Annotated in this window: 22 protein-coding genes and 1 pseudogene; 13 read left to right on the top strand and 10 right to left on the bottom strand. The window is 56.1% G+C overall.

What is annotated here, in order from left to right:
• The first annotated feature begins 3 nt into the window (after window positions 1-3).
• Window positions 4-1,809, top strand: coding sequence for a phenylacyl-CoA dehydrogenase (locus B3729_RS24395; RefSeq protein ID WP_286789226.1), 1,806 nt, complete (start codon window positions 4-6; stop codon window positions 1,807-1,809).
• An 81-nt stretch (window positions 1,810-1,890) separates the two neighbouring features.
• Here B3729_RS24395 and B3729_RS24390 read toward each other — a convergent pair whose 3' ends face one another.
• Genes B3729_RS24390 through B3729_RS24375 form a run of 4 tightly spaced genes read right to left on the bottom strand, consistent with a single transcriptional unit; the run spans window position 1,891 to window position 6,695 of the window.
• The gene (locus tag B3729_RS24390; protein ID WP_286789225.1) at window positions 1,891-2,790 is read right to left on the bottom strand and encodes an HlyD family secretion protein; all 900 of its coding nucleotides are present in this window, start codon (window positions 2,788-2,790) and stop codon (window positions 1,891-1,893) included.
• Between the two features lie 12 nt (window positions 2,791-2,802).
• Window positions 2,803-3,003 (bottom strand): DUF1656 domain-containing protein, encoded by a 201-nt coding sequence (locus tag B3729_RS24385; RefSeq protein ID WP_010796023.1) that lies wholly within the window; start codon window positions 3,001-3,003, stop codon window positions 2,803-2,805.
• Complete coding sequence (locus B3729_RS24380; protein ID WP_286789224.1) at window positions 2,993-5,185, bottom strand: FUSC family protein; 2,193 nt, start codon at window positions 5,183-5,185, stop codon at window positions 2,993-2,995. The genes B3729_RS24385 and B3729_RS24380 overlap by 11 nt, the downstream gene beginning before the upstream one ends.
• A gap of 7 nt (window positions 5,186-5,192) precedes the next feature.
• On the bottom strand, window positions 5,193-6,695 hold the full coding sequence (locus B3729_RS24375; RefSeq protein WP_286789223.1) for an efflux transporter outer membrane subunit: 1,503 nt from the start codon (window positions 6,693-6,695) through the stop codon (window positions 5,193-5,195).
• A 169-nt stretch (window positions 6,696-6,864) separates the two neighbouring features.
• On the opposite strand from B3729_RS24375, the gene B3729_RS24370 reads away from it, so the two are divergent.
• The 3 genes and pseudogenes from B3729_RS24370 (at window position 6,865) to B3729_RS24360 (ending at window position 9,199) form a co-directional block, all read left to right on the top strand.
• Window positions 6,865-7,839, top strand: a complete 975-nt coding sequence (locus B3729_RS24370) for a LysR family transcriptional regulator (protein WP_010796020.1) — start codon at window positions 6,865-6,867, stop codon at window positions 7,837-7,839.
• Window positions 7,840-7,990: 151 nt separating this feature from the next.
• Window positions 7,991-8,863, top strand: a pseudogene (locus B3729_RS24365) (DMT family transporter); the annotation flags it as partial.
• Window positions 8,864-8,899: 36 nt separating this feature from the next.
• The gene (locus B3729_RS24360; protein WP_232235460.1) at window positions 8,900-9,199 is read left to right on the top strand and encodes a DUF2218 domain-containing protein; all 300 of its coding nucleotides are present in this window, start codon (window positions 8,900-8,902) and stop codon (window positions 9,197-9,199) included.
• A gap of 170 nt (window positions 9,200-9,369) precedes the next feature.
• On the opposite strand, the gene ubiA is transcribed toward B3729_RS24360, so the two are convergent.
• Genes ubiA through B3729_RS24345 form a run of 3 tightly spaced genes read right to left on the bottom strand, consistent with a single transcriptional unit; the run spans window position 9,370 to window position 11,913 of the window.
• Entirely contained in the window at window positions 9,370-10,314 is a 945-nt protein-coding gene (gene ubiA / locus B3729_RS24355) for a 4-hydroxybenzoate octaprenyltransferase (RefSeq protein WP_019366668.1), read from the bottom strand.
• A gap of 57 nt (window positions 10,315-10,371) precedes the next feature.
• A complete protein-coding gene (locus B3729_RS24350; protein WP_150348555.1) occupies window positions 10,372-10,914 on the bottom strand; it encodes a chorismate--pyruvate lyase family protein in 543 nt (180 codons plus the stop codon).
• 45 nt (window positions 10,915-10,959) lie between these two features.
• Window positions 10,960-11,913, bottom strand: a complete 954-nt coding sequence (locus B3729_RS24345; protein ID WP_019366666.1) for a LysR family transcriptional regulator — start codon at window positions 11,911-11,913, stop codon at window positions 10,960-10,962.
• A gap of 233 nt (window positions 11,914-12,146) precedes the next feature.
• Between B3729_RS24345 and B3729_RS24340 the strand changes: the two genes are divergently transcribed.
• The 9 genes from B3729_RS24340 to aldA all read left to right on the top strand — a co-directional run bounded on the left by B3729_RS24340 (window position 12,147) and on the right by aldA (window position 21,810).
• On the top strand, window positions 12,147-13,070 hold the full coding sequence (locus B3729_RS24340) for an amidohydrolase family protein (protein ID WP_286789222.1): 924 nt from the start codon (window positions 12,147-12,149) through the stop codon (window positions 13,068-13,070).
• Between the two features lie 266 nt (window positions 13,071-13,336).
• The gene (locus tag B3729_RS24335; protein WP_286789221.1) at window positions 13,337-14,677 is read left to right on the top strand and encodes an MFS transporter; all 1,341 of its coding nucleotides are present in this window, start codon (window positions 13,337-13,339) and stop codon (window positions 14,675-14,677) included.
• Window positions 14,658-15,842: an L-rhamnonate dehydratase gene (rhmD, locus tag B3729_RS24330; RefSeq protein ID WP_019366663.1), complete on the top strand. Its 1,185-nt coding sequence runs from the start codon at window positions 14,658-14,660 to the stop codon at window positions 15,840-15,842. The genes B3729_RS24335 and rhmD overlap by 20 nt, the downstream gene beginning before the upstream one ends.
• A gap of 51 nt (window positions 15,843-15,893) precedes the next feature.
• On the top strand, window positions 15,894-16,220 hold the full coding sequence (rhaM, locus tag B3729_RS24325) for an L-rhamnose mutarotase (RefSeq protein WP_286789220.1): 327 nt from the start codon (window positions 15,894-15,896) through the stop codon (window positions 16,218-16,220).
• Window positions 16,220-17,278 (top strand): L-rhamnose/proton symporter RhaT, encoded by a 1,059-nt coding sequence (gene rhaT / locus B3729_RS24320; protein ID WP_286789219.1) that lies wholly within the window; start codon window positions 16,220-16,222, stop codon window positions 17,276-17,278. Before rhaM ends, rhaT begins: the two co-directional genes overlap by 1 nt.
• A gap of 42 nt (window positions 17,279-17,320) precedes the next feature.
• On the top strand, window positions 17,321-18,091 hold the full coding sequence (locus B3729_RS24315; protein WP_286789218.1) for an SDR family NAD(P)-dependent oxidoreductase: 771 nt from the start codon (window positions 17,321-17,323) through the stop codon (window positions 18,089-18,091).
• Between the two features lie 59 nt (window positions 18,092-18,150).
• Window positions 18,151-19,533, top strand: a complete 1,383-nt coding sequence (locus B3729_RS24310) for an MFS transporter (RefSeq protein WP_286789217.1) — start codon at window positions 18,151-18,153, stop codon at window positions 19,531-19,533.
• Between the two features lie 31 nt (window positions 19,534-19,564).
• On the top strand, window positions 19,565-20,365 hold the full coding sequence (locus B3729_RS24305) for an HpcH/HpaI aldolase family protein (RefSeq protein ID WP_286789216.1): 801 nt from the start codon (window positions 19,565-19,567) through the stop codon (window positions 20,363-20,365).
• 17 nt (window positions 20,366-20,382) lie between these two features.
• Window positions 20,383-21,810, top strand: a complete 1,428-nt coding sequence (gene aldA, locus B3729_RS24300) for an aldehyde dehydrogenase (protein ID WP_286789215.1) — start codon at window positions 20,383-20,385, stop codon at window positions 21,808-21,810.
• 337 nt (window positions 21,811-22,147) lie between these two features.
• Here aldA and B3729_RS24295 read toward each other — a convergent pair whose 3' ends face one another.
• The 3 genes from B3729_RS24295 to B3729_RS24285 form a co-directional block, all read right to left on the bottom strand.
• On the bottom strand, window positions 22,148-22,924 hold the full coding sequence (locus B3729_RS24295; protein ID WP_286789214.1) for a PoNe immunity protein domain-containing protein: 777 nt from the start codon (window positions 22,922-22,924) through the stop codon (window positions 22,148-22,150).
• 466 nt (window positions 22,925-23,390) lie between these two features.
• Window positions 23,391-25,532 carry a lipase family protein gene (locus B3729_RS24290; RefSeq protein ID WP_286789213.1) on the bottom strand — a complete coding sequence of 714 codons (2,142 nt, stop codon included), beginning with the start codon at window positions 25,530-25,532 and terminating at the stop codon, window positions 23,391-23,393.
• A 4-nt stretch (window positions 25,533-25,536) separates the two neighbouring features.
• A complete protein-coding gene (locus tag B3729_RS24285) occupies window positions 25,537-26,364 on the bottom strand; it encodes a hypothetical protein (RefSeq protein ID WP_286789212.1) in 828 nt (275 codons plus the stop codon).
• Between the last annotated feature and the right edge of the window lie 53 nt (window positions 26,365-26,417).

Here is a 26,417-nt window from a genome sequence, read left to right as displayed (position 1 = left end):
GTCATGCCTGACTACAAGGCTCCCTTGCGTGATATCCGCTTTGTCCGTGACGAACTGCTGGGTTATGACGCGCATTACCAGAGCTTGCCCGGCTGCCAGGATGCTACCCCGGATATGGTTGCCGCCATTCTTGAGGAAGGCGCCAAATTCTGCGAGCAGGTCCTGTCGCCGCTGAACCGTGTCGGTGACAAGGAAGGCTGCGTATGGAGCGAGTCGGGCGTGAAGACGCCGACAGGCTTCAAGCAGGCCTATCAGCAATTTGTAGAAGGTGGCTGGCCAAGTCTGCCGCATGATCCTGCTCATGGCGGCCAGGGTCTGCCTGAGTCGCTGGGTATTGCCTTGTCGGAAATGATCGGCCAGGCCAACTGGTCCTGGGGCATGTATCCAGGCCTTTCCCATGGCGCGATGAACACCATTGAAAGCCATGGTACCGACGAGCAGAAGCACACCTACCTGACCAAACTGGTTTCCGGCGAATGGACAGGCACCATGTGCCTGACCGAGCCTCATTGCGGCTCCGACCTGGGCATGCTGCGTACCCGTGCTGAGCCGCAGGCTGACGGTAGCTACGCGATCAGCGGAACCAAGATATTTATCTCTGCCGGTGAACATGACCTGACCGACAACATCGTGCATATCGTGTTGGCCCGCCTACCTGACGCACCGGCGGGTACCAAGGGTATCTCACTGTTCATCGTACCCAAGTTCCTGCCCAATGCCGAAGGTGGCATAGGCGAGCGCAACGGTGTGACCTGCGGCTCCATCGAGCACAAGATGGGCATCCACGGTAATGCCACTTGCGTGATGAACTTTGATAGTGCCAAAGGCTTCCTGATCGGCCCGCCCAACAAAGGCCTGAACTGCATGTTCACCTTTATGAACACGGCGCGTGTTGGGACGGCACTGCAAGGTCTGGCCCATGCGGAGATCGCATTCCAGGGTGGTATCCGTTATGCCCGTGAACGCTTGCAAATGCGTTCCCTGACCGGGCCAAAGGCGCCTGAAAAGGCTGCTGACCCTATCATTGTTCACCCAGACGTCCGCCGCATGCTGCTGACGATGAAGGCCTTCGCTGAAGGCAACCGTGCCATGATCTACTTTGCTGCCAAGCTGGTAGATGTGACCCGTTACAGCCAGGATGAGGAAGAGCGAAAGAAAGCCGATGCGCTGTTGGCCTTCATCACGCCGATTGCCAAGGCCTTCATGACTGAGGTGGGCTTCGAAGCCGCTAGCCATGGCATGCAGATCTATGGCGGTCACGGCTACATTTCCGAATGGGGCATGGAGCAGAACCTGCGTGATAGCCGTATTGCCATGATGTACGAAGGTACTACCGGTATTCAGGCCATTGACCTGTTAGGCCGTAAGGTACTGATGACTCAGGGTGAGTCGCTCAAGGGCTTTACCAAGATCGTTCACAAGTTCTGCCAAGCGCAGGAAGGCAATGCTGATCTCAAGGAGTTCATCGAGCCACTGGCCAAGCTGAACAAGGAATGGGGCGAAATCACACTGAAGGTCGGCATGGCTGCCATGAAGGACCGTGAGGAAGTAGGCGCTGCCGCAGTGGACTACCTGATGTACTCTGGCTATGCCTGCCTGGCCTATTTCTGGGCCGACATGGCACGCGTAGCCGCAGAGAAGCTGGCCGCAGGCACTGACGAGACAGCCTTTTACAAGGCCAAGCTGCAAACGGCGCGTTTCTACTATCAGCGCATTCTGCCGCGCACCCGCATGCACGTCGAAGCAATGCTGGCAGGGGCTGGCAGCCTGATGGACGTAGCAGAAGAGGACTTTGCGCTGGGCTATTGATTCGCCAGAGCTGAAACTTAAAAGGGCTGCGCCTCTCGGTGCAGCCCTTTTTTATTGGTCGATCGGTAAGGCAGGCCGGGATCAGTCGGCAAAGCCCAGCCAATTGTGGTGGTCATGACCTGTACCGTCGTCGAGCACGACCGTACAGGTGGTACCAGCAGACAGCTCCATGCCTTCCGGCACTTCATCGATGGCAATGCGCACCGGAATTCGCTGCGCCAGGCGAACCCAGTTGAATACCGGGTTCACATCGGCGATCAGCTCGCGGCTCTGCGGGTTGTCCCGATCATAGATACCCCGGGCAATGCTCTCTACATGACCCTTAAGCACCATGCCGCTCATCATGCGCATCTCGGCGGGTGCGCCGATCTTCACGTGGGGCAGTTTAGTTTCTTCAAAGTAGCCATAAACCCAGTAGGAATTCTTGTCGATGATCGCAAGCTTGGGTGCACCGGCCGAAGCATAATCGCCACGGTAGACCAGGAGGTTGGTGACATAACCATCCACTGGCGCCACCACGCGGGTGCGGGACAGGTTCAGGCGGGCCGCCTCAAGCTGAGCCTGGGCCTGCTTGTAATCTGCCTCGGCCGACGCGGCAATGCTGCTGGCGTCTTCACGGCTCTCCTTGGAAACGACCAGGCTGTCGATATCGGCGCGGCGCTTGGCGTTTTGCAGGCGCATGTCCAGCGTTGCCTTGCGCGAAGCGACCAGGGCTTCGGCCTGATGCACGGCAATCTCGTAATGCGACGGATCGATCTGCAGGAGCAGGTCGCCTTTTTTGACCAGCTGGTTGTCATGCACCGGCACGTTGACCACAAGGCCCGACACATCCGGTGCGATGTTGATGACATCGGCGCGCACGCGTCCGTCCCGCGTCCACGGATCGTTCATATAATGCACCCAGAGCAGCCGGCCTATCACCAGTGCGGCTACCACGACGATCAGGGTCGCCAATACGCTAAAAAGGTTCTTCAAGGTCATGGAACAAGGCTCTCAACGATAGACGGTCAGCGCCATGACGCCATAGATGCAGGCGAACAGGCTCAGGCGGAACAGGGAGGGGTGCCAGGTAAAGCGATACAGCCCAATGCTGGCGAACAGGCGATCAACGACCCACATCACCAGCAGGCCAACAATGAACAGCACGGTAACGGTGGGCAGGTACACACCGTGGAAAGCAATCTCACGAGGCATGGGCGATTCCTGTGACGGGCTCGCTCGGCGCAGCGTATTGCGCCAGCGGCGCGTGCGGGTCGAGCAGGGAGGTTCGAATGAAATGCAGGAAGCTCTGGATGCGACGCAGCGGCGACTCATCGAAATGCTGGCTATAGGGCTCACGCTGCGCTTCAACGCAGGCAATGGCCTGGTCCACCGCGGTGAGCGCACGTTGCAGATTGGTCTGGCTTGGCTTCAGGAACAGGCGGGCCAGCGCGCGGCCCATGGCGCGGATCGACTGACGCCAAGGGGACGCTTCGGCAAATCGAGGCTCGGCCGGTAGGCGCTCCTGCTCCTGACGCAGCTCAATGATGGCCTGACCGACTTCCTGGACCGTAAAGGTCCAGCCCAACAGCGCCTTCTGCACCTGCGGACGGCCATTGGCCAAACCGTAGGCCTGATTGAGCAGGTCGCGCGTGGCGCTTTCGAACCGGCTCGAAAGCCCTGGCAGCGGGTCACTCGTTACACGAACGACCTGACGGCGCAGGTCACGCTCCAGGCGTCGCCAGAGCCAAGCGCTGTTGGGTGGGAGCAGGATCGAGGAAATCGCGGCTGTGGTCGCCATGGACAGCAGTACGGCGATACCGTTGTTGATGAAGTTTGACGGGTCATACACCGGTGGATTGTCGGGAATCGAGGTAAAGCAGAAAAACACCATGCTACCCAGCCCGTAACCCATGTAACCCGGACGCAGGGCCACAAAGCTGCCCAGCATGAAGACGGGTGCCAGGGCGAACATGAGCATCCAGTATCCATCCAGTTGGGTGAAGACGAAGAAGTTCATGAAAAAGCCCACGGTAACGCCGAAAAATGCACCGATGGCCATCTGTTGGGCGGTCTTGTGGGGCATCGGACTGGACGAGGCGAGGGCGGCCACGGCAGCCGCGTTGGAGGCGAACATGCCGCCATAGGGCCAGGCTGTCATGATCCAGAACAGGCTGAGCAGCAGCACCATGAGGGCAGTTCGTACGCCTGCCACGGTTGATGCCATGGCATTGGCCTTGGCCACGAAGCGTGCCTTCCATTGCTCGCGTACATGGTGCGGAGCGGCCAGGGACGCGTGGGTCTGGACGTAGTTGTGCAGATCGTCCACCAAACGGAAGAGCAGCTCGGCAGCCGTCTCGAAGTCCAGCCGATCTTCTTCGGAGGGCGCGTTGGCAAGTAGCGAAGCACGGGCTTCCCGAATGCGTACGCGGGTATGGTCGCTCAAGGCCGAGAGACGTTCAGCGACTGCTGCCGCGTCCGGTGGTGTCAGCGGCTGACCACGCACGCTATCCAGGAGCTCCAGAAATGCAGCCTGCGCCATGTCGAATGCCGACAGTACAACGTCAGCCTGACGCTGGCGCAACCGTAGAAGCAGTCGACTCAAGGCATGCAGACGGGTCGTCATGGTCATGAACTCACTGTTCAGCCGCGAGAGACGACCGCTGCGCATGCGCATGTGCGGATCTTCAAAGGCTGTGGCGCTGCGCATGTTTTCAAGCCCGACGGCCTCGGCGGCATAGCGCACTCCACCGCTCTCCACGACATGCCGCTCCAGCTTGCCACGCAGCACATCGGCTACGTAGCCTGCAAAGGTGCCAAAGCGGTTGTATAAGGCGTTGCGCATGGCTGCGCCTGTGGTCTGCGGAAAAAGGGCTGCCGAGACGATACCGCTGCAGATAATGGCCAACGAAATCGCCAGCACCCGCATAACCGCTGACATAAAAGCACCTTCAGGGCTCATGACAGCGGGAATACCGATCAGCGCTGCGGTATAGCCTGCCAGCACACAGCCGTAGCTGCGCATATCGCGATAGCGCATGGCGCCGGCCGTGCACAGGCCAATCCAGACTGACATGCAGATCAGGAAGGGCACCCGCTCCTGGGCAAACAGGGCAACCAGCGCCAGCATGGCGATCAGGCCTGCTACCGTGCCCAGCAACCGATAGACGCTTTTGGCAAATACCTGGCCGCTCTGCGGCTGCATCACGATGAAAACGGTGATGACCGCCGAGGATGGGTGCGGCAACTGGAGGCGCATGGCAAGCCAGAGGGTCAGGCCGGCTGCGATCAGTACCTTGAACAGGTAGATCCACATGACACCGTCGCTTCTCGCCCAGGCGTTAAGCGCCTGGCGAAACGCGCTGGTGGTGGGGGTGGAAGTCGTTTCTGCTTTCATGAGGGCCTTAGGGCTTTTTGGCAATATCGACACGTGCCGGTTTCAGGTCCTTTTCGTCCGGGCCGTCTTCAGGCGCGATGGCACCGCCACCCAGAGCGATAATCAAGCCGGCCTGGGCGCTCAGACGCATGGCCTGGACCTGTTGCTCCACCCGCTGCTGGGCAAACAGACGGGTCTGGGCGTCCAGTACATGCAGGTAATCGGTCAGGCCGCGCTCGAAGGCCTTGCGGGCAATGTCGTAGGTGCGCTGCGCCGCTTCCACGGACTCACGGGCCATGTCGGCCTGCTTGTTGGCCGAGTCGAGACGAATCAGGTTATCGGAGATGTCCTTCAGCGCTTCGATAATGGTCTGGTTGTAATGTGCAACCGCAGCGTCGTAGCCTGCCGATGCGATACCAAGCTGCGAGCGGCGCTCACCGCCATCGAAGATGGGCAGCGAGATAGCCGGTCCAAAGGAGTAACCCGTCTTTTTGGCCGTGAACAATTCCTTGAAGGTGCCCATGGTCATCGACTGACCAATGCTCGCCATCAGATCAATGTTGGGGTAGAAGTCGGCGCGGGCTACATCGACACCCTTGGCGTTCATGGCAACCTGCCAACGGCTGGCAACCACGTCGGGACGATGACCCACCAGCTCCAGTGGCAAGCGGGAGGGCAGGGTTGGCATGGCGCCCAGTTGCAGCTGCGGACGTGTCAGCGAGGCGGCGTCGCCAGGGCCTTTGCCGGCCAATGCGGCCAACTGATTACGCGAAAGCGCAATGGCTTCGTCCAGGGCTTCGATCTGTCGATGCGTTTCCGGCAGCAATGCTTCGGCCTGGCTGACCTCGAACTGGGTGCCGATACCGCCTTCCAGCTGACGCTTCGCCAGTTTGGCGATCTGCTCCTGCTGATCTAGGGTCGCTTGGGCTACATCACGTTGCGCATATTGCAATGATAACTGGATATAGGCTCGCACGATGTTGGTCGTCAGCTCGAGCACCGCAACACGTTCTTCGGCAGCTGCCTGGTGGGCACGATCCAGGGCACGCTCGCTGTCATCATGCTCGCGTCCCCAGAAGTCGAGCTTATAGCTGAGCCCCAGGGAGGCGGTGTTGTTCCAGGTGGTACGGTCGGCCAACTCGCCCGGGCCATAGAAGTTATCCGTAGGCCAGGTGTAACGGCGCAGGTCAACGCTGCCGTTTACGTGGGGCGCCTCGGCGGATTCCACCAGTCCGGCCATTGCCTTGGCCGAGCGTACCCGTGCCGCTGCGGCTGCCAGTGACGGATTGCTGGTTAGGGCTTCAGCGATCCACCGGTCCAGCTGGGGGTCACGGTAGGCGCGCCACCACTGGCTGGCCGGCCATTGGGCGTCCAGCTTGGCCGCACGGATGGCATCGTCCGTAGCCAGGGTGTCGGCATTGACACGTTGAGCCTCCGGCGCGATACCGTGGGTGCTGATACAGCCGGAGATTGTTGAAGTCAGAACAAAAAAGCTTATGCCAAGCAGCGAATTCTTACAGGGGAATGACACAGAAGGCGTCCAGATATTCGAGGGGAGAGTCGCTCAAACCTACGTGAATTCTAGGAAACCCCTTGTCTTGAGATAAGCCGGCTGGTTTGTGAATGTTTATCTCACATTTTGTAATAATGGCCCTCTTGCGTTCATGGCAAAATTTATTTGCTAACTAATGAGGGGCATCATGGACACATTGCACAATATGCGCGTTTTCGCCTGTGTTGCCGAAAGCGGCAGCTTTACCAGCGCGGCGCAAGTGCTGAGCACCACCACCGCGCATGTTTCCCGGGCCGTGGCGAGCCTGGAAGCGCATCTGCGTACCCGCCTGCTCCATCGAACCACCCGCCGGATCGCCCTGACCGAGGCGGGGCAGCGCTACCTGCTGCGTTGCGAGCAGATCCTGGCCTATGTTGAAGAGGCCGAAGCCGAAGCCAGCGATGCTCATGCGCGGCCGGCCGGCAAGCTGCGTATCCATTCCATGACCGGGATCGGTCAGCATTACATGATCAAGGCGATTGCGGGCTATCGTCAGCAGTTTCCTGAGGTCAACTTTGACCTCACCATGGCTAACCGGATGCCAGACCTGCTCGATGAAGGCTACGATGTGGCGATTGTGGTCGCGACGGAGCTGCCGGATTCCGGCTTTGTTTCCCAGAACATCGGCCATACCTACAGCATCCTGTGTGCGTCGCCTGCCTATGTCGAAGCACGAGGCCTGCCTCGCAGCCCATCGGATCTGCCAAGTCATGACTGTATGAGACTGGTGAGTCCGGTCGTGCCGCTGGAAAAATGGGTTTTCGACGGACCCAACGGTCAGGAGATGGTCACCATCGGCACAACCTCGTTCCAGGTCAATGTAGGCGATGCCATGACTGAAGCGATTCAGGCGGGCCTGGGCATTGGAATCCTGCCAATTTACTCCGCCATCGAAGGGTTGCGTGACGGCTCGCTGGTTCGTGTCCTGCCGCAGTATCAACTGCAACAATTGAACGTGTACGCCTTGTATCCGTCCCGCCAGTACCTGGACGCCAAGATCAAGACGTTCGTGGCGTTCTTGCGTGAGCGACTGCCCGGCGTTCTGGAAGCCGAAGAGCACGAGCTGCGTGAGTTTAGCCTGCGCAATGCCTGTGGCGGCGCCCGTCAGGTGCAGCCGGCCTGATTCCCTTAGGCCCTGGTTATGCTTGCCCAGGGCTGTTTCTGCTTTTCTTTCCCGGCTCATCTGTTCAATACTGGGCTTACCCATGCGGGCCAGGCCTTTATGCGATCAAGTGCTTAGCCTGCTAATCAGTAGTGCTCGATCAGGACAATAAATGAGCCCTCAGTCGTCTTCCGGCCTTGCCGAGCAACCGCTCAAGGGCATCGGGCTGATTTGTCTCGCGATACTCTTGTTTGCCAGCCATGACACGATGTCCAAATATCTGTCGGGTTTCTACCCGATCGTGATGGTCGTCTGGGCACGTTACGTTTCCCATACGGTGTTGATGCTGGGCGTCTTCGGGCCTCGCATGGGGATGGGAGTGATCCGCACACGGCGGCCCGGACTGCAGATCGCCAGGGCGTTGTGCCTGATCGGGACCAGCCTGTTCTTTACGGCCGGGCTGCGTTATCTACCACTGGCAGAAGCCACGGCGGTCAACTTCCTCGCTCCGCTGATCGTAACGGCTCTGTCGGTGCCCCTGCTGAAAGAGCGGGTGACCCGGCCGCAGTGGATCGCTGTGGTGACCGGCTTTGTTGGTGTTCTGATCATCATTCGCCCCGGTAGCTCGCTGTTTACGCCAGCTGTTCTGCTACCGCTGGGGTCCGCAGTGATGTTTGGTATCTACCAGATCCTGACCCGCATTCTTTCCTCGACTGACAGCCCCACCACCAGCAATTTCATCGCCGGACTGGTGAACAGCTTGATCATGACATCACTGTTGCCCTTCTTCTGGGAGCCGCCGAGCTGGACGCATGCCATTTTGATGATAGGGTTAGGCGCATGTGGAATGGGCGGACACTTGTTGCTGACCCAGGCATTCCGCTATGCGCCGCCCGCGTTGCTCGCACCCTTCAGCTACGGGCAGATTATCTGTGCAGGGTTGATGGGATTCATTTTCTTCGGTCATGTACCTGACGAGGGCGCCCTGGTCGGTATGACAATCATCAGCCTCAGCGGGCTGGCTGTCGCCTGGCAACAGCGGCGTGCACGCAAACCCACCACCGTATCAAGGAGACCGACTATGGCATCGTCTGAGTCCCGTATCGCCACGGCCAATCCAGGCCGCTACATCACACGGTTATGCAAGCACTGGGGGCATAAATTCCAGGTGGAATTCGATGACGGAAAGGGCTTTATTCAGTTCCCGGCGGGAACCTGTCACCTTGAGGCGCAAGGCGACGTGCTATTGGCAAAGATCGAGTTTCCTGCTGAAGAGCTGGAGCGGATGGAAGGGGTGGTCGCTGATCATTTGCAGCGGATGGGAAGCGGTGAAACACTGCAGATTGATTGGGTCAGGGTCTCATCAAGCCCGACTGAGTGATCGCCTGTGCCAGGGAGGCGGCAAGCGAGTCATTCGTGAAAGCCGCCGTAAAGTCACCAGAACCGCTTGTTCCGGTATCCAACAGGCGCTGCGCCTTGGCTTCACGTTCTCTGTAAGTGTGCAGAGAACGTGAAGCGCCGAAGGCATGGGAAAAAGCTGAAGCCGCCTGATCAGCGCACCAAATAATCCACCACAATCCCTATCCAGATTGCCAGGCCTGCCCAGTGATTATGCAAAAAAGCCTTGAAGCATTTCATGGGGTCCCGGTCCCGTGTACTCAGAAATTCCCAGACAAAACACCCTAGCGCCACCACAAGGCCCAGATAGAACCACGCGCCCATGTGAAAGCGCGCACCGGCAAGGAGCAGGCAGAGCAAGGTAAGGCCCTGCAGCGTCGCGATGATGATGCGGTCTGCGTCGCCAAACAGGATGGCAGTGGATTTCACGCCGATCTTCAGATCGTCTTCCCGATCCGCCATGGCGTAATAGGTGTCGTATCCCACCGTCCAGATCACGTTGGCGATGAATAATAGCCAGGCCTCAGGCGGAAGCGAGCCGGTTTCGGCGGTAAAGGCCATCGGCATTCCCCAGGAGAAGGCTGCGCCCAGTACCACCTGTGGGTAATAGGTGTAGCGCTTCATGAAGGGATACAGCGCAGCGATACCCAGGGCGCCAAAGGACATCCAGATGGTGATGGCGTTGGTAAACAGCACCAGCACGAAGCTGAGCCCAACCAGCACGGCAAAGGCAATCAGAGCTTCCTTGGTTGTTATCCTGCCGGTCGCCAGCGGGCGCGCCTTAGTACGACTGACATGACCGTCGAAGTTTCGATCGGCAAAGTCGTTGATTACACACCCCGCCGAGCGCATCAGGGCGACACCCAGCACGAAAATGATGACGTTCTTCACGCTCGGGCGGCCTTCGCCCGCAATCCACAAGGCCCAGAGTGTTGGCCAGAGCAACAGGTAGATGCCGATAGGCTTGTCCAGTCGCGTCAGTTGGACGAAGTCTTTGATGCGGCTGCTAGGCCGGGTGGTCCCGATGATTTTCTGCGGGGCGGCGGTAGCGAGCGAGGCAGCTGGCTGTGGCTTTTTACGGGAGCGGTTCTTTTTCATTGCGGCGCCGTATCGGAATGAACGAAAGCCCGAGCCGTTTTACGGCGGGCTGGCCGATTATAGCCTCTGATCTTTCAGGAACTGCCAGAACGCCGGCAGAAACACCTCGGCAACCAATACGCCAAGGCCGTCACGGCGAAAGACCGAACGCCGAGCCCAGAGCGGCTTCTGATCCTGCACTTCTTCCTGTGGAAGCCAGCCAGCAGGGTAACGCGTGGCCTCCAGCGGGCCGCGGTTAAACGCGTTATCGCTGAACAGCAGAGCGCCTAGTGGGCGTTGGCCCAGTTGAGCCAGCTCAAACCCTGAGGCCTCGAGCGCCTCGCGCGTTGCCACGCTGCGGGCAAACACCCAGCGGGTCTGCGTACCTAACAGGAAAACCTCGCGTACCCAGCCGAGCGTCTCCGACGGCGCGTCCAGGGCCTTGCATTCATCTGCCCTTAGCGGCTGCCATCCTTCAGTAATGACGTCCACCGCAAAGCGGTTACCGCTGAGCTGCGTCAGGCGCTGGGTCAAGGAGCCTTCATCTTCAAACAGCCACTTGCGGGGAGCGTCTCCGTCGAGCTGCGCAGCGTTTTGCCAGAAGGGTATGCGTGGGGTCATATCAAGTGATCTATCCGTTAGAGGCCCATAGCTTAACAGTCAGGCTTATGGCCTGAGTCCGAGATCATTGGCGCGTCGGCGCAAGAGTTGCAGAAAGGTTTCCAGCTCTTGGCTCAGGGGCTCGTTCTTGCGCAGCAGCACGCCATAGGGCGCCATCTCTTCCTCGATTTCGAGTGGAAGCGGCACGACGAGCCCGGTCCGCAGATAGTCGGAGACCACCGTTTCGGACAGCACCAGAATCGCCTCGGTCATCTGCACCAGCTGCAGCATGGCAAAGACCGAACTGCATTCAATCACGTCTCGCGGTGAGGGCAGTGAAAGCCGCTCGAAGGCGCGCTCCAGTGCCATGCGGGCCGGACTGGAGGACGGCTGTAAGATCCAGGGCCATTGGCTGACCAGCTCGCTCAGGTCGATCCGGTCGCGCCCCGCCAAGGGATGATCGGCCCGTACGGCTACGACCAGATGTTCGTTGCCCAGCGGCTCGAACTGGTAACGGCTCCGATCGCTTTCGGCGCTTTGCCGGGCGACCGCCAGGTCGATGCTGCCTTGGTCCAGTAATTCAATGAGCTGATCGCTGGTGTCGCCCATGATGCGTAACTTGAGCCGGGGATGCTGACGCTTCATGTCGGCGATGGACTGAACGACCAGATCAGGCGCTGCGCCCATGATGGTGCCGATGGAGAGATACCCATAGCCGCCTTGCTGGCGATCGGTGATGTCTTCGGCGCAGCGGTCGAGCTGCGTCAGGGCGGTGCGGGCAAAGCGCAGGACTTCTTCGCCCAGCGCATTAGGCTTCATGCCTCGCGTCTGGCGCTCAAACAGCTCGCAGCCAAAGGCATCTTCGATTTCCTGCAGCATGCGAGTGGTCGCCGGTTGCGACATGTTCAGGGCCTGCGCGGCGCGATGCAAGTTCTGGCTATTGCCCAACGTGACCAGCATGAGCAGGTGCTTGTAACGCAGCCGATTGAACAGGGCGCGCGCGGATGCGGATACGTTCATTGTTGTTCTTCCTTAGCGAACGATGCCGCCTGGGTATCGGTGTTGACCTAATTATTATTGGTAATCACGCGCCATCACAGCTAAAGAGTGAGCTCCAAGAATAAAAAAGGAATTCGCCATGCACACCTCCTTTCTCTCGCCTGCCGGCTACGTCATCTGTCCGTTGTAGCTACGACGCACACTAACGCTTCGTTATGCGAAGACGACCCTTTCTGATTGGAGGCTTGGCAGCCATGGCGGCACCTGCTCTACAGGCATTCGCACAGGCCCGCGAAACCCTTGCGGTTTACCAGGGACCACGACTTGATGCCCACATTCATCTGTTCGATCCGCACCGCCCGGAGGGCATTCCGTGGCCTGAACCAGGCGATACTATCTATCGCCGCACATTGCCGGACGAATATTTCGCCCAGGCAGCGCCCTTGGGCATTGTGGGTGCGATTGCCGTAGAGGCCAGCCCCTGGCGAAAGGATAACGACTGGCTGCTTGAGGCCGTACGGCACCATACTGGCATGGTGGGCTTTGTCGGCAATCTGGTGCCAAACGATCAGCACTTTGCGGCTGATCTTGACCGGCTGGCAGCCGAGCCCCTATTTCTGGGGATGCGCTACGGCAACCTATGGGATCGTGATCTAACAGAAGACCTTCGAAAGCCTGGCTTTATCGAGGGGTTGCGCCTTCTGGCTCAGAGCGGCAGAGCACTGGACAGTACCAACCCGACGCGATCCCTGATCGCTGCGCTGCTGGAGGTAAGTGATGCTGTCCCAGACCTTCGTATCGTGGCGGATCACTTGCCTAATGCCCAGGTCCCTCCTGCTGAAGAGCGCGCGTACTGGCGAGACCTGGAGACGTTCGCTGCCCGACCAACGGCCTTCATGAAACTCTCCGAAGTGCCGCAGCGCATACAGGGAACAGTGGGGCTGGACGTTGCGTATTACCAGGAGCACCTGGACCGATTGTGGTCGCTATTCGGCGAAGATCGCATCCTGTTTGGCAGTGACTGGCCCAACAGCGATCACCTCGTCTCGCTGGATAAAACCATTGGCCTGACGCAGGCCTACCTGGCTACAAAAACATCGGTAGCTCAGGAGAAAGTGTTTTATCTCAACTCCAGGCAGGCCTATCGCTGGAAGTCACGACAGGCACAGCAATCATGACCGATGCATAAAGGGTATCGGATGTAAGTTTATTTCGATTAGTCAGGCATCGCTTCTGCGCTTAGATTCAAGGCGCTTACAACAAAAACAAGGTGACCGTCATGCTCCGCTTGCCTCATGCCGCCCCGGTATTCAGATGCCCTCACGCCTGTTTCGACCTTTCTTCCTCTGGCGTTAAACGTCATCGAGGGGGACTGCCCACACGCTAGTGTTTGCCGTCTCGTACGTCGCTCCACGCCCCATAACAATTCCAAGAGGAAACTGGCGTGAACACATTGTCTCCGCACATCATCAAGAAGGTCTCCTGGCGGCTTTTGCCGTTTCTCCTGCTCATGTATGTCCTGGCGTTTCTGGACCGCGCCAACGTAGGGTTCGCCAAGGCTGCCTTTCAGGCAGACACTGGCCTTTCGGATGCGGCATTTGCCTTTGGCGCCGGGATCTTCTTTCTCGGTTATGCCTTTCTGGAGGTGCCCAGTAACTTGATCATGCACAAGGTCGGTGCGCGGCTTTGGATGTGCCGAATCATGGTGACATGGGGCCTAATCTCCGCCGCTATGATGTTCGCTCACAACGAGACGACCTTTTACGTGCTGCGGTTCCTGTTGGGCGTGGCCGAGGCCGGATTCTTTCCGGGCGTCATTCTTTACCTCACATACTGGTTTCCCCAAGGTGCCCGCGCCAGGGCCATGGGGTTCTTTTATTTCGGCGCACCGCTGGCATTTATCTTCGGAAGCCCGCTCTCCGGTCTCTTGCTTGAGTTCGACGGGCTGGGCGGGTTGCATGGTTGGCAATGGCTGTTCATGGTGGAAGGACTCCTGGCAACCGTTGTAGGCGTCTGGGCCTACTGGTACCTGGATAATCGTCCGGGTGATGCCAAATGGCTGGCCGTTGAGGAGCGCCGGGCGTTGCAAGAGACGCTTGACCGTGAGGACCGCGAGAAACTCGCCCACGGTAAAAGCCTGCTCAAGGTACTGACTCATCCCGGCGTCCTCTACCTGTGCCTGATCTATTTCCTGATCCAGACCAGCGTTTATGGCGTGGTGTTTTACCTGCCCACGCAGGTGGCGGGGCTACTGGGGCAGAAGGTCGGCTTTATGGTTGGACTGGTGACCTCCGTTCCCTGGGTGTGCGCTCTTGCAGCTGCCTACCTGATTCCGGCCTATTCAGATCGCACCGGTAATCGCCGTGCAACTGCGGCGCTTACCGTCGCTATGGGCGGATTGGGTATTGCTGCCTCGGTAGCGTTCGGCTCGCCGCTGCTGGCGCTGGTCGCTCTGTGTTTTGCCGCCTCGGGCTTCATCGCTGTCCAGCCGATCTTCTGGACATTTCCCTCAGCTTACCTTGCCGGTAGCGCGGCGGCAGGCAGCATTGCCCTGATCAATTCTATCGGCGCGTTGGGCGGATTCATGGCACCCAACCTCAAGCGCTGGGCCGAGACGGCCTTTGACTCCACTGCTGCCGGCCTCTACTTCCTTGCCGGCGCCAGCCTTCTAGCCGGTTTGCTGATTATTGCTGTTCACCGCTTCAGTCCTTCGACGCCCATCAAGCGCGCCGCTACGCCTCTTAATACGCTGCCAGGAGACGCCCATGAGCATGCCCACCATTAAACACGTCCGCGCCTTCACTCTACGGGGCGGCGGTGCGGATTATCACGACCAAGGCGATGGTCATTGGATCGACGATCATATCTCTACGCCCATGGCAAAGTATCCCGAGTACCGGCAGAGCCGCCGCAGCTTTGGTATCAACGTATTGGGGACGCTGGTGGTGGAAGTGGAGGCCAGCGACGGGACGGTAGGCTTTGCTGTTACCACGGGTGGTGAGTTGGGCGCCTTTATCGTCGAAAAGCACTTGGCGCGTTTTATTGAAGGCGCCAAGGTAACGGACATCGAAAAGATCTGGGACCAGATGTTCAACGCCACGCTCTACTACGGGCGCAAGGGCATTGTCCTCAATACCATTTCGGGCGTGGACTTGGCCTTGTGGGACCTGCTCGGCAAGATTCGCCAGGAGCCTGTTCACCAGCTCTTGGGCGGTCCCGTACGGGACGAGCTTCAGTTTTATGCCACTGGCGCACGGCCCGATCTGGCCAAGGAAATGGGCTTTATCGGCGGCAAGCTGGCGCTTCAGCACGGCCCCGCTGAAGGTGAAGAAGGGCTGCGCAAGAACATCGAAACGCTGGCCACCATGCGTGAGCGGGTGGGGGACGACTTCTGGCTGATGTTCGACTGCTGGATGAGCCTTGACCTCAACTACGCCACCCGTCTGGCCAATGCGGCAAGCGAGTTTGGCCTCAAGTGGATCGAAGAGGCGCTGCCACCGGATGACTACTGGGGCTACGCCGCCCTCCGGCAGCAAGTGCCGAGCGGGATGCTGGTCACTACGGGTGAACACGAGGCGACCCGTTGGGGCTTCCGTATGCTCCTGGAGATGGGCTGTTGCGACATTATCCAGCCGGACGTGGGCTGGTGTGGGGGGATTACTGAGCTGATCAAGATCTCGGCGCTGGCTGATGCCCATAATGCGCTGGTCGTGCCCCATGGGTCCTCCGTCTACAGCTACCACTTCGTCATTACCCGCACCAACAGTCCCTTCTCGGAATTCCTGATGATGGCGCCCAAGGCGGACAAGGTGGTGCCGATGTTCAACCCGCAGCTCCTGGACGAGCCGATTCCAATCAATGGCCGCATGAAAGCTTCTGTCCTAGACAAGCCCGGCTTTGGGGTACGGCTAAACCCCGAGTGCCAGCTACATCGACCCTACGATCACTGATAAAGGAGCGCGGCGCGGAGGAACCGCGCCGCCAGACAAGGAACCGCCATAATGCCAACAAAAGCGTTCCGTATGACCTTGCATCCCGGGCAGGCTGAGGAGTACCAGCGCCGGCACGATGAGATCTGGCCTGAGCTGGTCGACGCGCTGCTAGCCGCCGGTGTCGAGGACTACCGCATTTTTCTTGACCCTGAGACGCACGCGCTCTACGCCGTACTGACGCACCGCAGTGAGCACGCCCTGGATGAGTTGCCCCGCTTGCCGGTGATGAAGCGCTGGTGGCATCACATGGCTGAGATCATGGCGACCAATCCGGACGAGTCGCCGGTGAGCGTACCGCTCTTGCCTGTCTTTGTACTGACGGCAGGAGACGCGTGATGGAGGTCATCCTGCTGGGTGTCATCCTGCATTTTATCGGCGGCTTTGCTTCCGGCAGCTTTTACATCCCTTACAAGAAAGTGCAGGGCTGGGCCTGGGAAAGCTACTGGATCATTGGCGGCCTGTTCTCCTGGTTGTTCGTACCACTGGTGGCGGCCGTGCTGACTGTCCCCAACTTCACGCACATCATCGGCGAGGCCGATACGTCCACGTTGCTCTGGACCTATACCTTCGGTGTGCTGTGGGGGATTGGCGGTCTGACGTTTGGCTTGACCATGCGCTACCTGGGCCTTTCGCTGGGCATGTCCATCATTATGGGCCTGATCTCCGCCCTTGGGGCGCTGATGCCTGCAATCTACAAGGACCTGTTTACCGACGAAACCCGAGGCTCCTTTACCGAACTGGTCGCCAGCGCTGGCGGGCATTGGGTGCTGGCGGGCGTTGCCATTTCGCTTGTAGGCATTGCTATCTGTGGGCGGGCCGGTGTGATCAAGGAGCGGGAAGTCTCCGAGGCAACCAAGCAGGCGAGTGTGGCGGAGTTCTCCCTGGCCAAGGGGTGGACCGTTGCCATCATCTCGGGCGTGCTCAGCGCCTGCTTCAGCTATGGCATCTCGGCCGGGCGTCCCCTGGCTGAAGCGGCTGTAGCCCAAGGCACCAATAGCCTGTTCCAGAACAACGTCACCTTCATGCTGATCATGTGGGGCGGGCTGACCACCAATGCCATCTGGTGCTTGCTGCTCAATCGGCGTAACCGCTCGTTCCACAACTACACCGACTCGCAGACGCCGCTCCTGCGCAATTACCTCTTGGCAGCCAGCGCTGGCACGATCTGGTTTCTACAATTTTTCTTCTATGGCATGGGTGAGAGTCGGCTCAACAACGACGCCAGCTCTTGGGTGCTGCACATGTCTTTCATCATTGTCGTGTCGAACCTGTGGGGGCTGTATTTCCGTGAATGGCACGGCACCTCGGCACGTAACAAACGCATCCTGCTGACAGGCATCGTGGTCATCCTGGCTTCGATTGCTATGGTGGGGTATGGCAACTATTTGAAGTAGAGACGACTCGGCCCTGACTTTATCGAACCCAAGGAGACAACCATGCTGCTCGCAGACAAGACCGTCATCATCACCGGCGCCTCCCGTGGGATAGGCCGGGCTATTGCCCTGGAGTGCGCCCGACAGGGCGGCAAGGTCGTCATCGGGCACAGCGGTAGCGATCCCAGCAAACCGCAGGTGGCCTCGTTGATCCAGGAAATCGAGCAGGCCGGTAGCCGTGCGGTCGACGTAGGGGCCGATGCTGCCGATCCGGACACCGGCAGCACGCTCGTCAAGGCGGCAGTGGAGGCGTTTGGCAGTGTGGATGTATTCGTCAACAACGCGGGCATCTGTCCCTTTCACGCTTTTCTCGATATGCCACGCGAGGTCTATTACAAGACCGTAGACACCAATCTTAATGGTGCCTATTTCGCCGTACAGGCAGCGGCCAATCAAATGAAGGAGCAAGGAAGGGGAGGCTCGATCATTGCCGTCAGCTCGATCAGCGCATTGGTGGGCGGCGCGATGCAGACGCACTACACACCCACCAAGGCCGGGCTGCTGTCACTCATGCAGTCCTGTGCCATTGCCCTTGGCCCGTACGGCATACGCTGCAATGCCGTACTGCCGGGCACTATCGAGACCGATATCAACAAGGACGACCTGGCCGATCAGGAAAAACGCGACTACATGATTAAACGGACACCCCTGGGACGCCTGGGAGAGCCGGATGACCTGGCCGGCCCGGTCGTATTCCTCGCATCGGACATGGCCAGGTACGTCACTGGTGCATCCCTACTGGTAGACGGGGGAATGTTCGTGAACTTGCAATAGCGTTTCCGGTTCCGGGTTTATTCGGAACACCGCTCCATTTCGATTCCTGGAGAGCCTTGATGAATAACAACAATATGCAGGCAACAGCGAGTGCAACAACGGGTGTAACAGCGAGTGCAACAACGGGGACTGCGTCTACCTCGCGGGAAACCGTGATCCCGGTCAAGAGTGCCCGGCTCAAGCGTATTCAATGGGTAGCGCTGACACTGCTGGTGCTGGCGGGGTTCGTCAATTACCTGGACCGCAGCACCCTGGCCATCGCTAACCAGACCATCAGCCAGGAGCTGTCTTTCACGCCGACCGAAATGGGGCTTTTGCTCTCCGTCTTTTCCTGGGCGTATGCCGTGGCGCAGTTGCCGATCGGCGGCATTCTCGACCGCTTTGGTGCCCGTCTGACCCTGGGCCTGGGGATCTGCCTCTGGTCGATTGCCCAAGGCATGCTGGGATTACTCAGTAGCCTGAACCACATGATCCTGGCGCGTATCGGTCTGGGCATCGGCGAGGCCCCTCAATTTCCGGCCGGCGCCAAGGTTGTCAGCGAGTGGTTCAACATCAAGGAGCGAGGGCTGCCGTCTGGCATCTTCAACATGGCATCCTCCCTCGGGCCGGCAATTGCCCAACCGATTCTCGCCGCGCTGCTTCTGGGCCTGGGCTGGCGGGCGATGTTCATTGCCATGGGCGTAATGGGTGTGGGCGTGGCAATCGTCTGGTACGCCGTCTATCGCAACCGTGATGAGGTCAGCCTTACCGCGCAGGAACAACACTATCTCGACGAAGGCATGACCAGGGGTGACAGCACGGGCCGTATGACCTTTGCCGAATGGCGCGGACTTTTCAAGCTGCGCGTGACCTGGGGCATCGTGTTTGGCTACGTCGGCATCATCTACATGCTGTCGTTGTACCTGACCTGGCTGCCTGCGTATCTGGAGCGAACCCATCATCTGTCCCTTGCCAGCGCGGGCTGGGTCGCCAGTATTCCATTCCTGGCCGGAGCGGCGGGCGTGATCAGTGGCGGCCTCCTGGTAGACCGTGTAATCCGTGGCGGCGCCAGCGTCAGCCGCAGCCGTAAATGGCCGATCTGCGGCGGCCTGATCGGCGCAGGCTTCTTCACGGTCCTTGGCGCCTATGCCCAGGGCGTCGTCCCGGTCATGGCGTTATTCAGTGCGGCACTGTTCTGCCTGAATGTAGCAGTAGCCGGCACATGGTCCCTCGTCAGCGTGGCTGTACCGTCACGCATGGTGGCCTCCCTCGCCAGCATCCAGAACTTTGGCGGCTATTTCGGCGGTGCCTTTGCTCCAGTCGTGACCGGTATGGTCGTACAGCAGACCGGCTCGTTCACACTCGCCCTGGTCATCGCAGCCCTGATCGCACTGCTCGGCGCTGCGAGCTACTTCTTCGTCGTCAAGCTTCCTGAAAAAGGAGGCCATCTGGCTTCTCACTGATCCCTTAACGTTCAACACAACAGGACTTCTTATGCAGATGCCACACAACGCCTTCAAGGCAGCGCTCAAGCAGGACCAGACCACCTACGGCATCTGGGCCGGCTTTGCTACAGGCTACGCGGCGGAAATCATTGCCAGCCTTGGCTACGACTGGATGCTCATTGACGGTGAGCACGCACCTAATACCGTGCCGACGATTCTGGCCCAGCTCCAGGCGGTCGCACCCTATGCCACTCAGCCCGTGGTAAGGGCCGTAACCGGTGACAGCGTGCTGATCAAGCAGCTACTCGATATCGGCGTCCAGACCCTGATGGTGCCTATGGTGGAAACAGCCGAGCAGGCGCGTGAGCTGGTCCGGGCTATGCGCTATCCACCTCATGGTATTCGTGGGGTTGGCGGTGGGCTGGCCCGTGCAACTCGTTGGGATGGTGTGCCGGATTACCTGGCTACTGCCCATGAGGAGCTCTGCCTGATCGTACAGGTTGAGTCAGCCAAGGGGGTTGAAAACGTCGAAGCGATTGCTGCGGTAGAGGGCGTCGACGCGGTCTTCGTCGGTCCAGCGGACCTGTCCTCTGGGTTGGGCTATCCCGGCAATTCAGGTCATCCCGACGTGCAAGCCAAGATCCGTCATGCCATCGATGCCACCCGTGCGGCGGGCAAAGTCAGCGGCATTCTTGCCCCCCAAGAGGATGACGCTCGCCGCTACCAGAGCTGGGGCTGCCAGTTCATTGCCGTGGGCATTGATATCAGCCTGATGCGTCAGGCAGCCCTGGATAATCTGCGTCGCTACAAGGAAGGCCCGGCCGTCAGCGCGCCTTCGCGAACCTACTAAAACAAGAGGAATCGGCCATGACCCAACCGTATCAGAACTTCATCAATGGCGCATTTCAGCCCAGCAGCGAGCACCTTGGTGTTTTCAACCCGGCCACTGGTGCACGATTGACCGACGTGCCTGCCTCTAATGGCGATGATGTAAACCGTGCCATTGAGGCCGCACGCGCTGCTCAAAAAGCCTGGGCAAAAAAGCCCGCTATAGAGCGCGCTGGGTACTTGCGCAAAATCTCCGCCAAGATCCGTGAACATGCGCCCCGGCTGGCGCGCATCATTATCGAAGAGCAGGGCAAGGTCAGTGGTCTGGCTGAAGTCGAAGTTAACTTCACGGCTGATTACATCGACTACATGGCAGAGTGGGCGCGCCGCATCGAAGGCGAAATCATTACCAGCGACCGGCCTAACGAAAACATCTTTCTGTTCCGTAAGCCCCTGGGGGTGGTCGCCGGCATCCTGCCCTGGAATTTCCCATTCTTCCTTATCGCCCGCAAGATGGCGCCGGCCCTGGTAACCGGCAACACCATCGTCATCAAACCCAGCGAAGAGACGCCGATCAACTGCTTCGAATTTGCCAAACTGGTCGCCGAAACGGACTTGCCTCCTGGCGTGTTCAATGTCGTCAGTGGGGCAGGGGAGGTCGGGGGAACGCTCAGCGCCCATGCCGGAATCGACATGATCAGCTTTACCGGCAGTGTGGCTACGGGTGCCCGCATCATGGCGTCGGCTGCACCCAACCTCACCAAGCTCAACCTTGAACTCGGCGGCAAGGCACCAGCCATCGTGCTGGCCGACGCTGATTTAGATCTCGCCGTCCGCGCCATTCGCGGTTCGCGCATCATCAATACCGGCCAGGTCTGTAACTGTGCCGAGCGCGTATACGTCGAGCGTGGCGTAGCCGATGAATTCATCTCACGTGTCAGTGCTGCCATGAGTGAAACGCGCTACGGAGATCCGCTTGCCGACCCCTCGGTAGAAATGGGCCCGCTAATCAACCAGGCCGGGCTCGATAAGGTTGCCGAACGCGTGCGTACGGCAGTCAGCCAGGGTGCTACGGTCGTCTCTGGTGGCAAGGTCGCAGATATTCCCCGAGGCTTCCACTACGAGCCTACCGTGCTGGCCGGTTGCCGAGAGGATATGGCGATCATGCGTGAGGAAATTTTTGGTCCCGTCCTACCAATCCAGATCGTTGACAGCCTGGACGAAGCAATCGCCCTGGCAAACAACTCCGAATACGGCCTTACCTCATCCGTCTATACCCGCAGCCTGAGCAAAGCCATGCAAGCCTGCCGCGAAATTGATTTTGGCGAAACCTACATCAACCGAGAAAACTTCGAAGCCATGCAAGGCTTCCATGCGGGTGTACGCAAGTCAGGGGTTGGAGGGGCGGATGGAAAGCATGGGTTGTATGAATATACCCATACGCAGGTGGTATATATGGAGTGCTAATAAGATCGCCCACCTAAATGGGTGGGCATCTTTAATTTGAAGAACTTAATTTAATTTGTGTGTTAAAAAATTTTATTTATCAAGAGTTATAAGGTATACCGTGTGTGTCTACATACTTCTTGGATATCTCGGATAGGGGTCTGTATTTACCGCCAGATGTGCCTTCATACAGTCCTGTTTTAGCTACAGCGCTTTTTCTTCGAATAATTTATTAGATCGTTGCATCTGTTTGATACTTTAATAATTAGGCAGAAACCTTGTAATGAGTTTGCCTAGTATTAAATATTAAGAGTCTGGTCAGAAGAGAGTTTCTCCTGTATGAGCCTTTAGTTGTGGTTCATTCAGCTCTTTTTTGGTTCCGAGCATAAGCGACTAGGTCTTTGGGATATACCATGTGGCTGATTTGGCTGTCATCTATGCCATAAAGATAGGCCACAGCGCCGGCTTCGAAAGCCCAGTAACCAAAATATGCACCTTCGGTTGAGGTCATACTAAGATGGGTATCATGCCACGTTGTACGTTTGAATGACGGATACCATTCTTTACAATACTGATTTAGAAGTTTTGAGGCCTCATCTTTAGTTTCGGCATACATTGCATGTATCAAGGTAGTGTAAGGCTTATCATGGTACCATTCATCAATTTCTGCACGATTGGGTAGTACACCTCCTACAAGCTCTTCATAAAGCGTATCTTCAGCTGCATATCCTGGATCAACAATTTTAGTAATACGCTCTAGGAGATCCTTGCGATTAAGTAATACAGCTATTCCGATCAGTTGGAGGCAGTCTTCATAATCTTCAAGTTGGTCAAGACCTAGAGGCGACATCCTGGGTTCATTTTCATAACGCCCGAGAGCTAGTTGATAGTTCTCGTAGGCAGAAATTACTTTTTCGAAAGAGTCTTCGATCTGCTGTATTGGCTGTCCAACTGTATAATCAAGAATCCAGGCCATAAACTCATTTCGAGCTATTAGCATAGTTGCAACTGACTCGGCTTCTTCAGGCGTATCCGCTTGCGGCTTGGTGATTTTTAAGAATTCGACATCTTCTAAGTAATAATTTCTCATATTTCCGTAATATGGTGAGGTCAAGAAAATTTGTCGAGCTTGCATTTGCTACGGCTCCGCAAAGCTTAGTTGGGCTTCCATATCTTTTGGCTAATGCTATTTAGTACGGTCCTGACTCCATTTCATCTATAATTAGATGCGGTATTCATGTGACTTTTAGGAGCGTATTTTTAGTAGCAGACCTCACATGGCGTATTGGTAGGCTGCTCGAATGATCGAGAGGAGCATAAGGATTATGAATCTATCAAATTTTTATTTAAGCTATGAGAGAAGTAAATTTTGATGTAGATGGTTGGTTGTAATTTCGCCTATAGCTAATTTCATGTAAGTATTTAGATGCAAATTATTTTATCGTTTGTCGGTTAGAAATATTTAAATTGCCTGATTTTTGATCTTTAAGTTTTACATTAAGTTGGTGTTTTGATGTTTTTGATGTTAGAGATATGTCTTCTAATAAATTGGCCGCTAACCGCACTTATGAAGCGGTTAGCTTAAGCCTTTTGTAGGTCAACTAGACGTAACTGGGTTTATATGTTCTAGGTATAGAGGCTAGTTGAGGTGTTTTGGACGGTAGGTTTTCATCGTGTTGTTGCCATCGGCTTATTAGGCTTAAAAGCATAGGATTGTTTATTTGAGATCCGTATACATTTTCAAGCGAAATAGGCTTTTGAGCTAGCTCCCTGATACGGCCTAAGGTACGGGGTAAGCGTCTCCTTTCGGCAGCGGCGAAGCTAATAGCCTGTTCGAATTGCTGCCTGCGTAGACTTAAGGAAACTTCTTGGTGTCGGTGTAGGGCGTCATATTTTTGCCAGGCTTGCTTTTCCCATAACTCTAAGTTTTTTTGATAACTATAGATTTCCTTTTCTAACCATTCTTGCTCGCGTTTGGTCAAGCTTTGACCTCCCTGCGCAGCGCTAGCTTTCCAGCGTAACAGCGTTGCATGACAAGCTGGAACATACCCAGCTACAGTAAAGTGTTGTGACATGGAAGCTAGCTGTGCAATGAATAGCGCTCTATCTGGCATGTCATTTTTAATGTTTGCTGCATAATAAGTACATCCGGCTTCTTCAATTCCTGAACATTCCGGTTGCCAAAGTACTGAGGTAGTTTCCCCTTTGCCAATAGGAAGCGGTAGAAAGTGATGAAGTGTCCCGTGATGCTGATAATTGTCACCTTTTAAATTGACAACACCCGCCAAGAATGCCGCGCCGCCTATCCCTGTCGCCCCTGTAATAAGTGCCGCTGCTCCAGGAATAAATATCCGTTGATCTGTATCCATCCATGTTGCAGGGAGACTTGGAATAGGGTCGTTATGGTTAACAAGCCGATGATGGATTAGTTCGGATGCACCTTCGACAAATTTTCTATCGCCAGCGCGAGGTGCGCCATATGTATACAGTAATACATCATAGCCTTGAGTATCACGGCGTAACCATTCGGCTACTAAAAGAGCAATGGCTCCCCCTAGGCTATGGCCGTTTACGACAATCTTTTGTTCAGTATAAAAGTTACGCAAATAGGGTGTTACAAAATTTTTTACAGCAAGAAAAGCCTCGTAAAACCCTCGATGTGCTTGCCCTACACCTTCTTCATAGGGAACTTGCTTCGCATCTATATCGCGTAATAAGTCAGGTGGGTTTTCTTGCGTCCCTCTTATGCTAATAAGGACCATGCGGTCGTCATGAGTAATATATGCTTGAGTGTTAGTTTCTATATCATTTAAGTTGTGAAGTTCCCAAGGTTTTTTTTGTTCGTCTTGCTTTTTGTAATATTCGGGATTGAAAGGGATTACTTCCAGTCTTTTAGAGTAGGGGACTTCTTCTAGAATAAGATGGTAAGGGTTGACGTTTGAAAAGCGGGCGGGCTCTTCATTTAAAGCGCCAGTTTCTATGTGGGCCAATCTGCTGTTCAAAATATAGCCAATAGTCCCAGGGGTTGGGTAAATTGGCGGTGCTTCTTGGCCAGTACTGTATTTTTCTCCGAAATCTGCATAAGACAGAGTGGTAAGTAATGAAAGTTGGTAAGCATCAAGTGCTGAAAAATCTGATGTTAGAGAAAGTAATGGCCGCCAAGCTGTTAAAGCTTTGATTTCCAATATATGATGTTTGTTGGGGGCAAGACCAATGCCAAAATTTTTACTATCATTTTGATTTGAATTAGATGCAAGATCAATCGAGGGGCGTGGTGCTAAAATTTTAGAAGCAGGGGGGAGATGACTATTAACCTCTACTAGATCACGTACCTCTACTCGATAAAATTCAGCATTTTCCTTGGCTGCTAGTTTCAGGTTTGGGCTTAATTGGTTGCTGTTTCGCCTCTGAGTCTGCTCTGCTGTAGCCTGTAATTGTGTGATGGGAAGAGAAAAACTTTGACGATTTATCAAGTCATCGTACCAAACGTCTATATTTCCTTTATACTTTTCATGGAATCTAAGGATGGATGGGCCGCAATAAATAGGTTCAACTTTGGCATATCCTCTCTCGTCAAGAGTTCCTGTGTGTTCGCTGCCTTGGCTATCTATTAAGGAGTAAGATAAGTTCGCATAAGGCTCGCCTTGGCCAAACTCATCAACTAATCTGAAACTAACCCAAGCCTTTTTTAATGGACAATTTTGGTCCGGGCTGGAAATTAATTTTGTAAATGATTCATCCATGTTCTTATTCCGTGCAGTTTGGGTAGGCCGTGCACTCCCGGCCATCCATGCGAAACTTTCTAAATGTAGGCGGGGTTTGGCATTGAGCGTATTTTGATGTTCTAATGCAAGGCTTCCAACCAGACTCTGTTCTTAACCAAGTACCCCGGAAGTAAGGACTTTCTTCTTTAGAGTTTTGGAACTCAACATTAATGGTTTTTCCGTCGAGCTCATCGCGTCTTAGCGAGATACCTACTCCGCCGCGCTTATCATAGTCGTCAGGCACTTGCCAATTTTCGTCAGCTCCATGGCATGTAAGAACTTTGGCGAATACATCATTTTTGCCCATTAGTCGAAATAACCACATACATTTTCCCTTTAAATTCAATTCTTTGCTGTTGGGAAAGTGATCCACGGTTTCAGGCAAACTTGTATAAACGCCTATTCGGCCTCCATCACGGCCAAATTCCCCGTCTTTAGAGCCATATTTAGCAAATACAGTTAGATCCACATTGACTAACTTCATTTCGCACCCGGCTTCGTGATATGCCAGCGGTATCTGATGGATAAAATCTTGGGGTTTATCCTTGTATTCGACTTTATGCTGATCAATATGAGAGCGAGGAACATAACTACCCATCCCTACACTATAGAATGTGCATGTGGCTGGTTCACTCTGTTGGTAGTAGGCGGTAGTTTTGAATGAGTAATCTTCTGGGATTTTCCCTTTTAAATAAAAAAGTGTACTACTGGGGTAACTGGCACCTTTGATTGCGCCTTCCTTTATGGAGTTTCCGACCCAAGAACAAGATGTAAGGATTGATAGAATTAAAAGTAGAATAAAATTTTTCATTTTTCCTGAGGCCTGAAGAAACTCTGGCAGCGATTAAGAGCCGCTAACAAAAC

Origin of the sequence: Pseudomonas sp. UBA3149, assembly GCF_002364655.1 — a bacterium.
Lineage (GTDB): Bacteria > Pseudomonadota > Gammaproteobacteria > Pseudomonadales > Pseudomonadaceae > Chryseomonas > Chryseomonas luteola.
The sequence above is the reverse complement of the archived record's forward strand: the minus strand, read 5'-3'. Positions and strand labels throughout refer to the sequence as shown.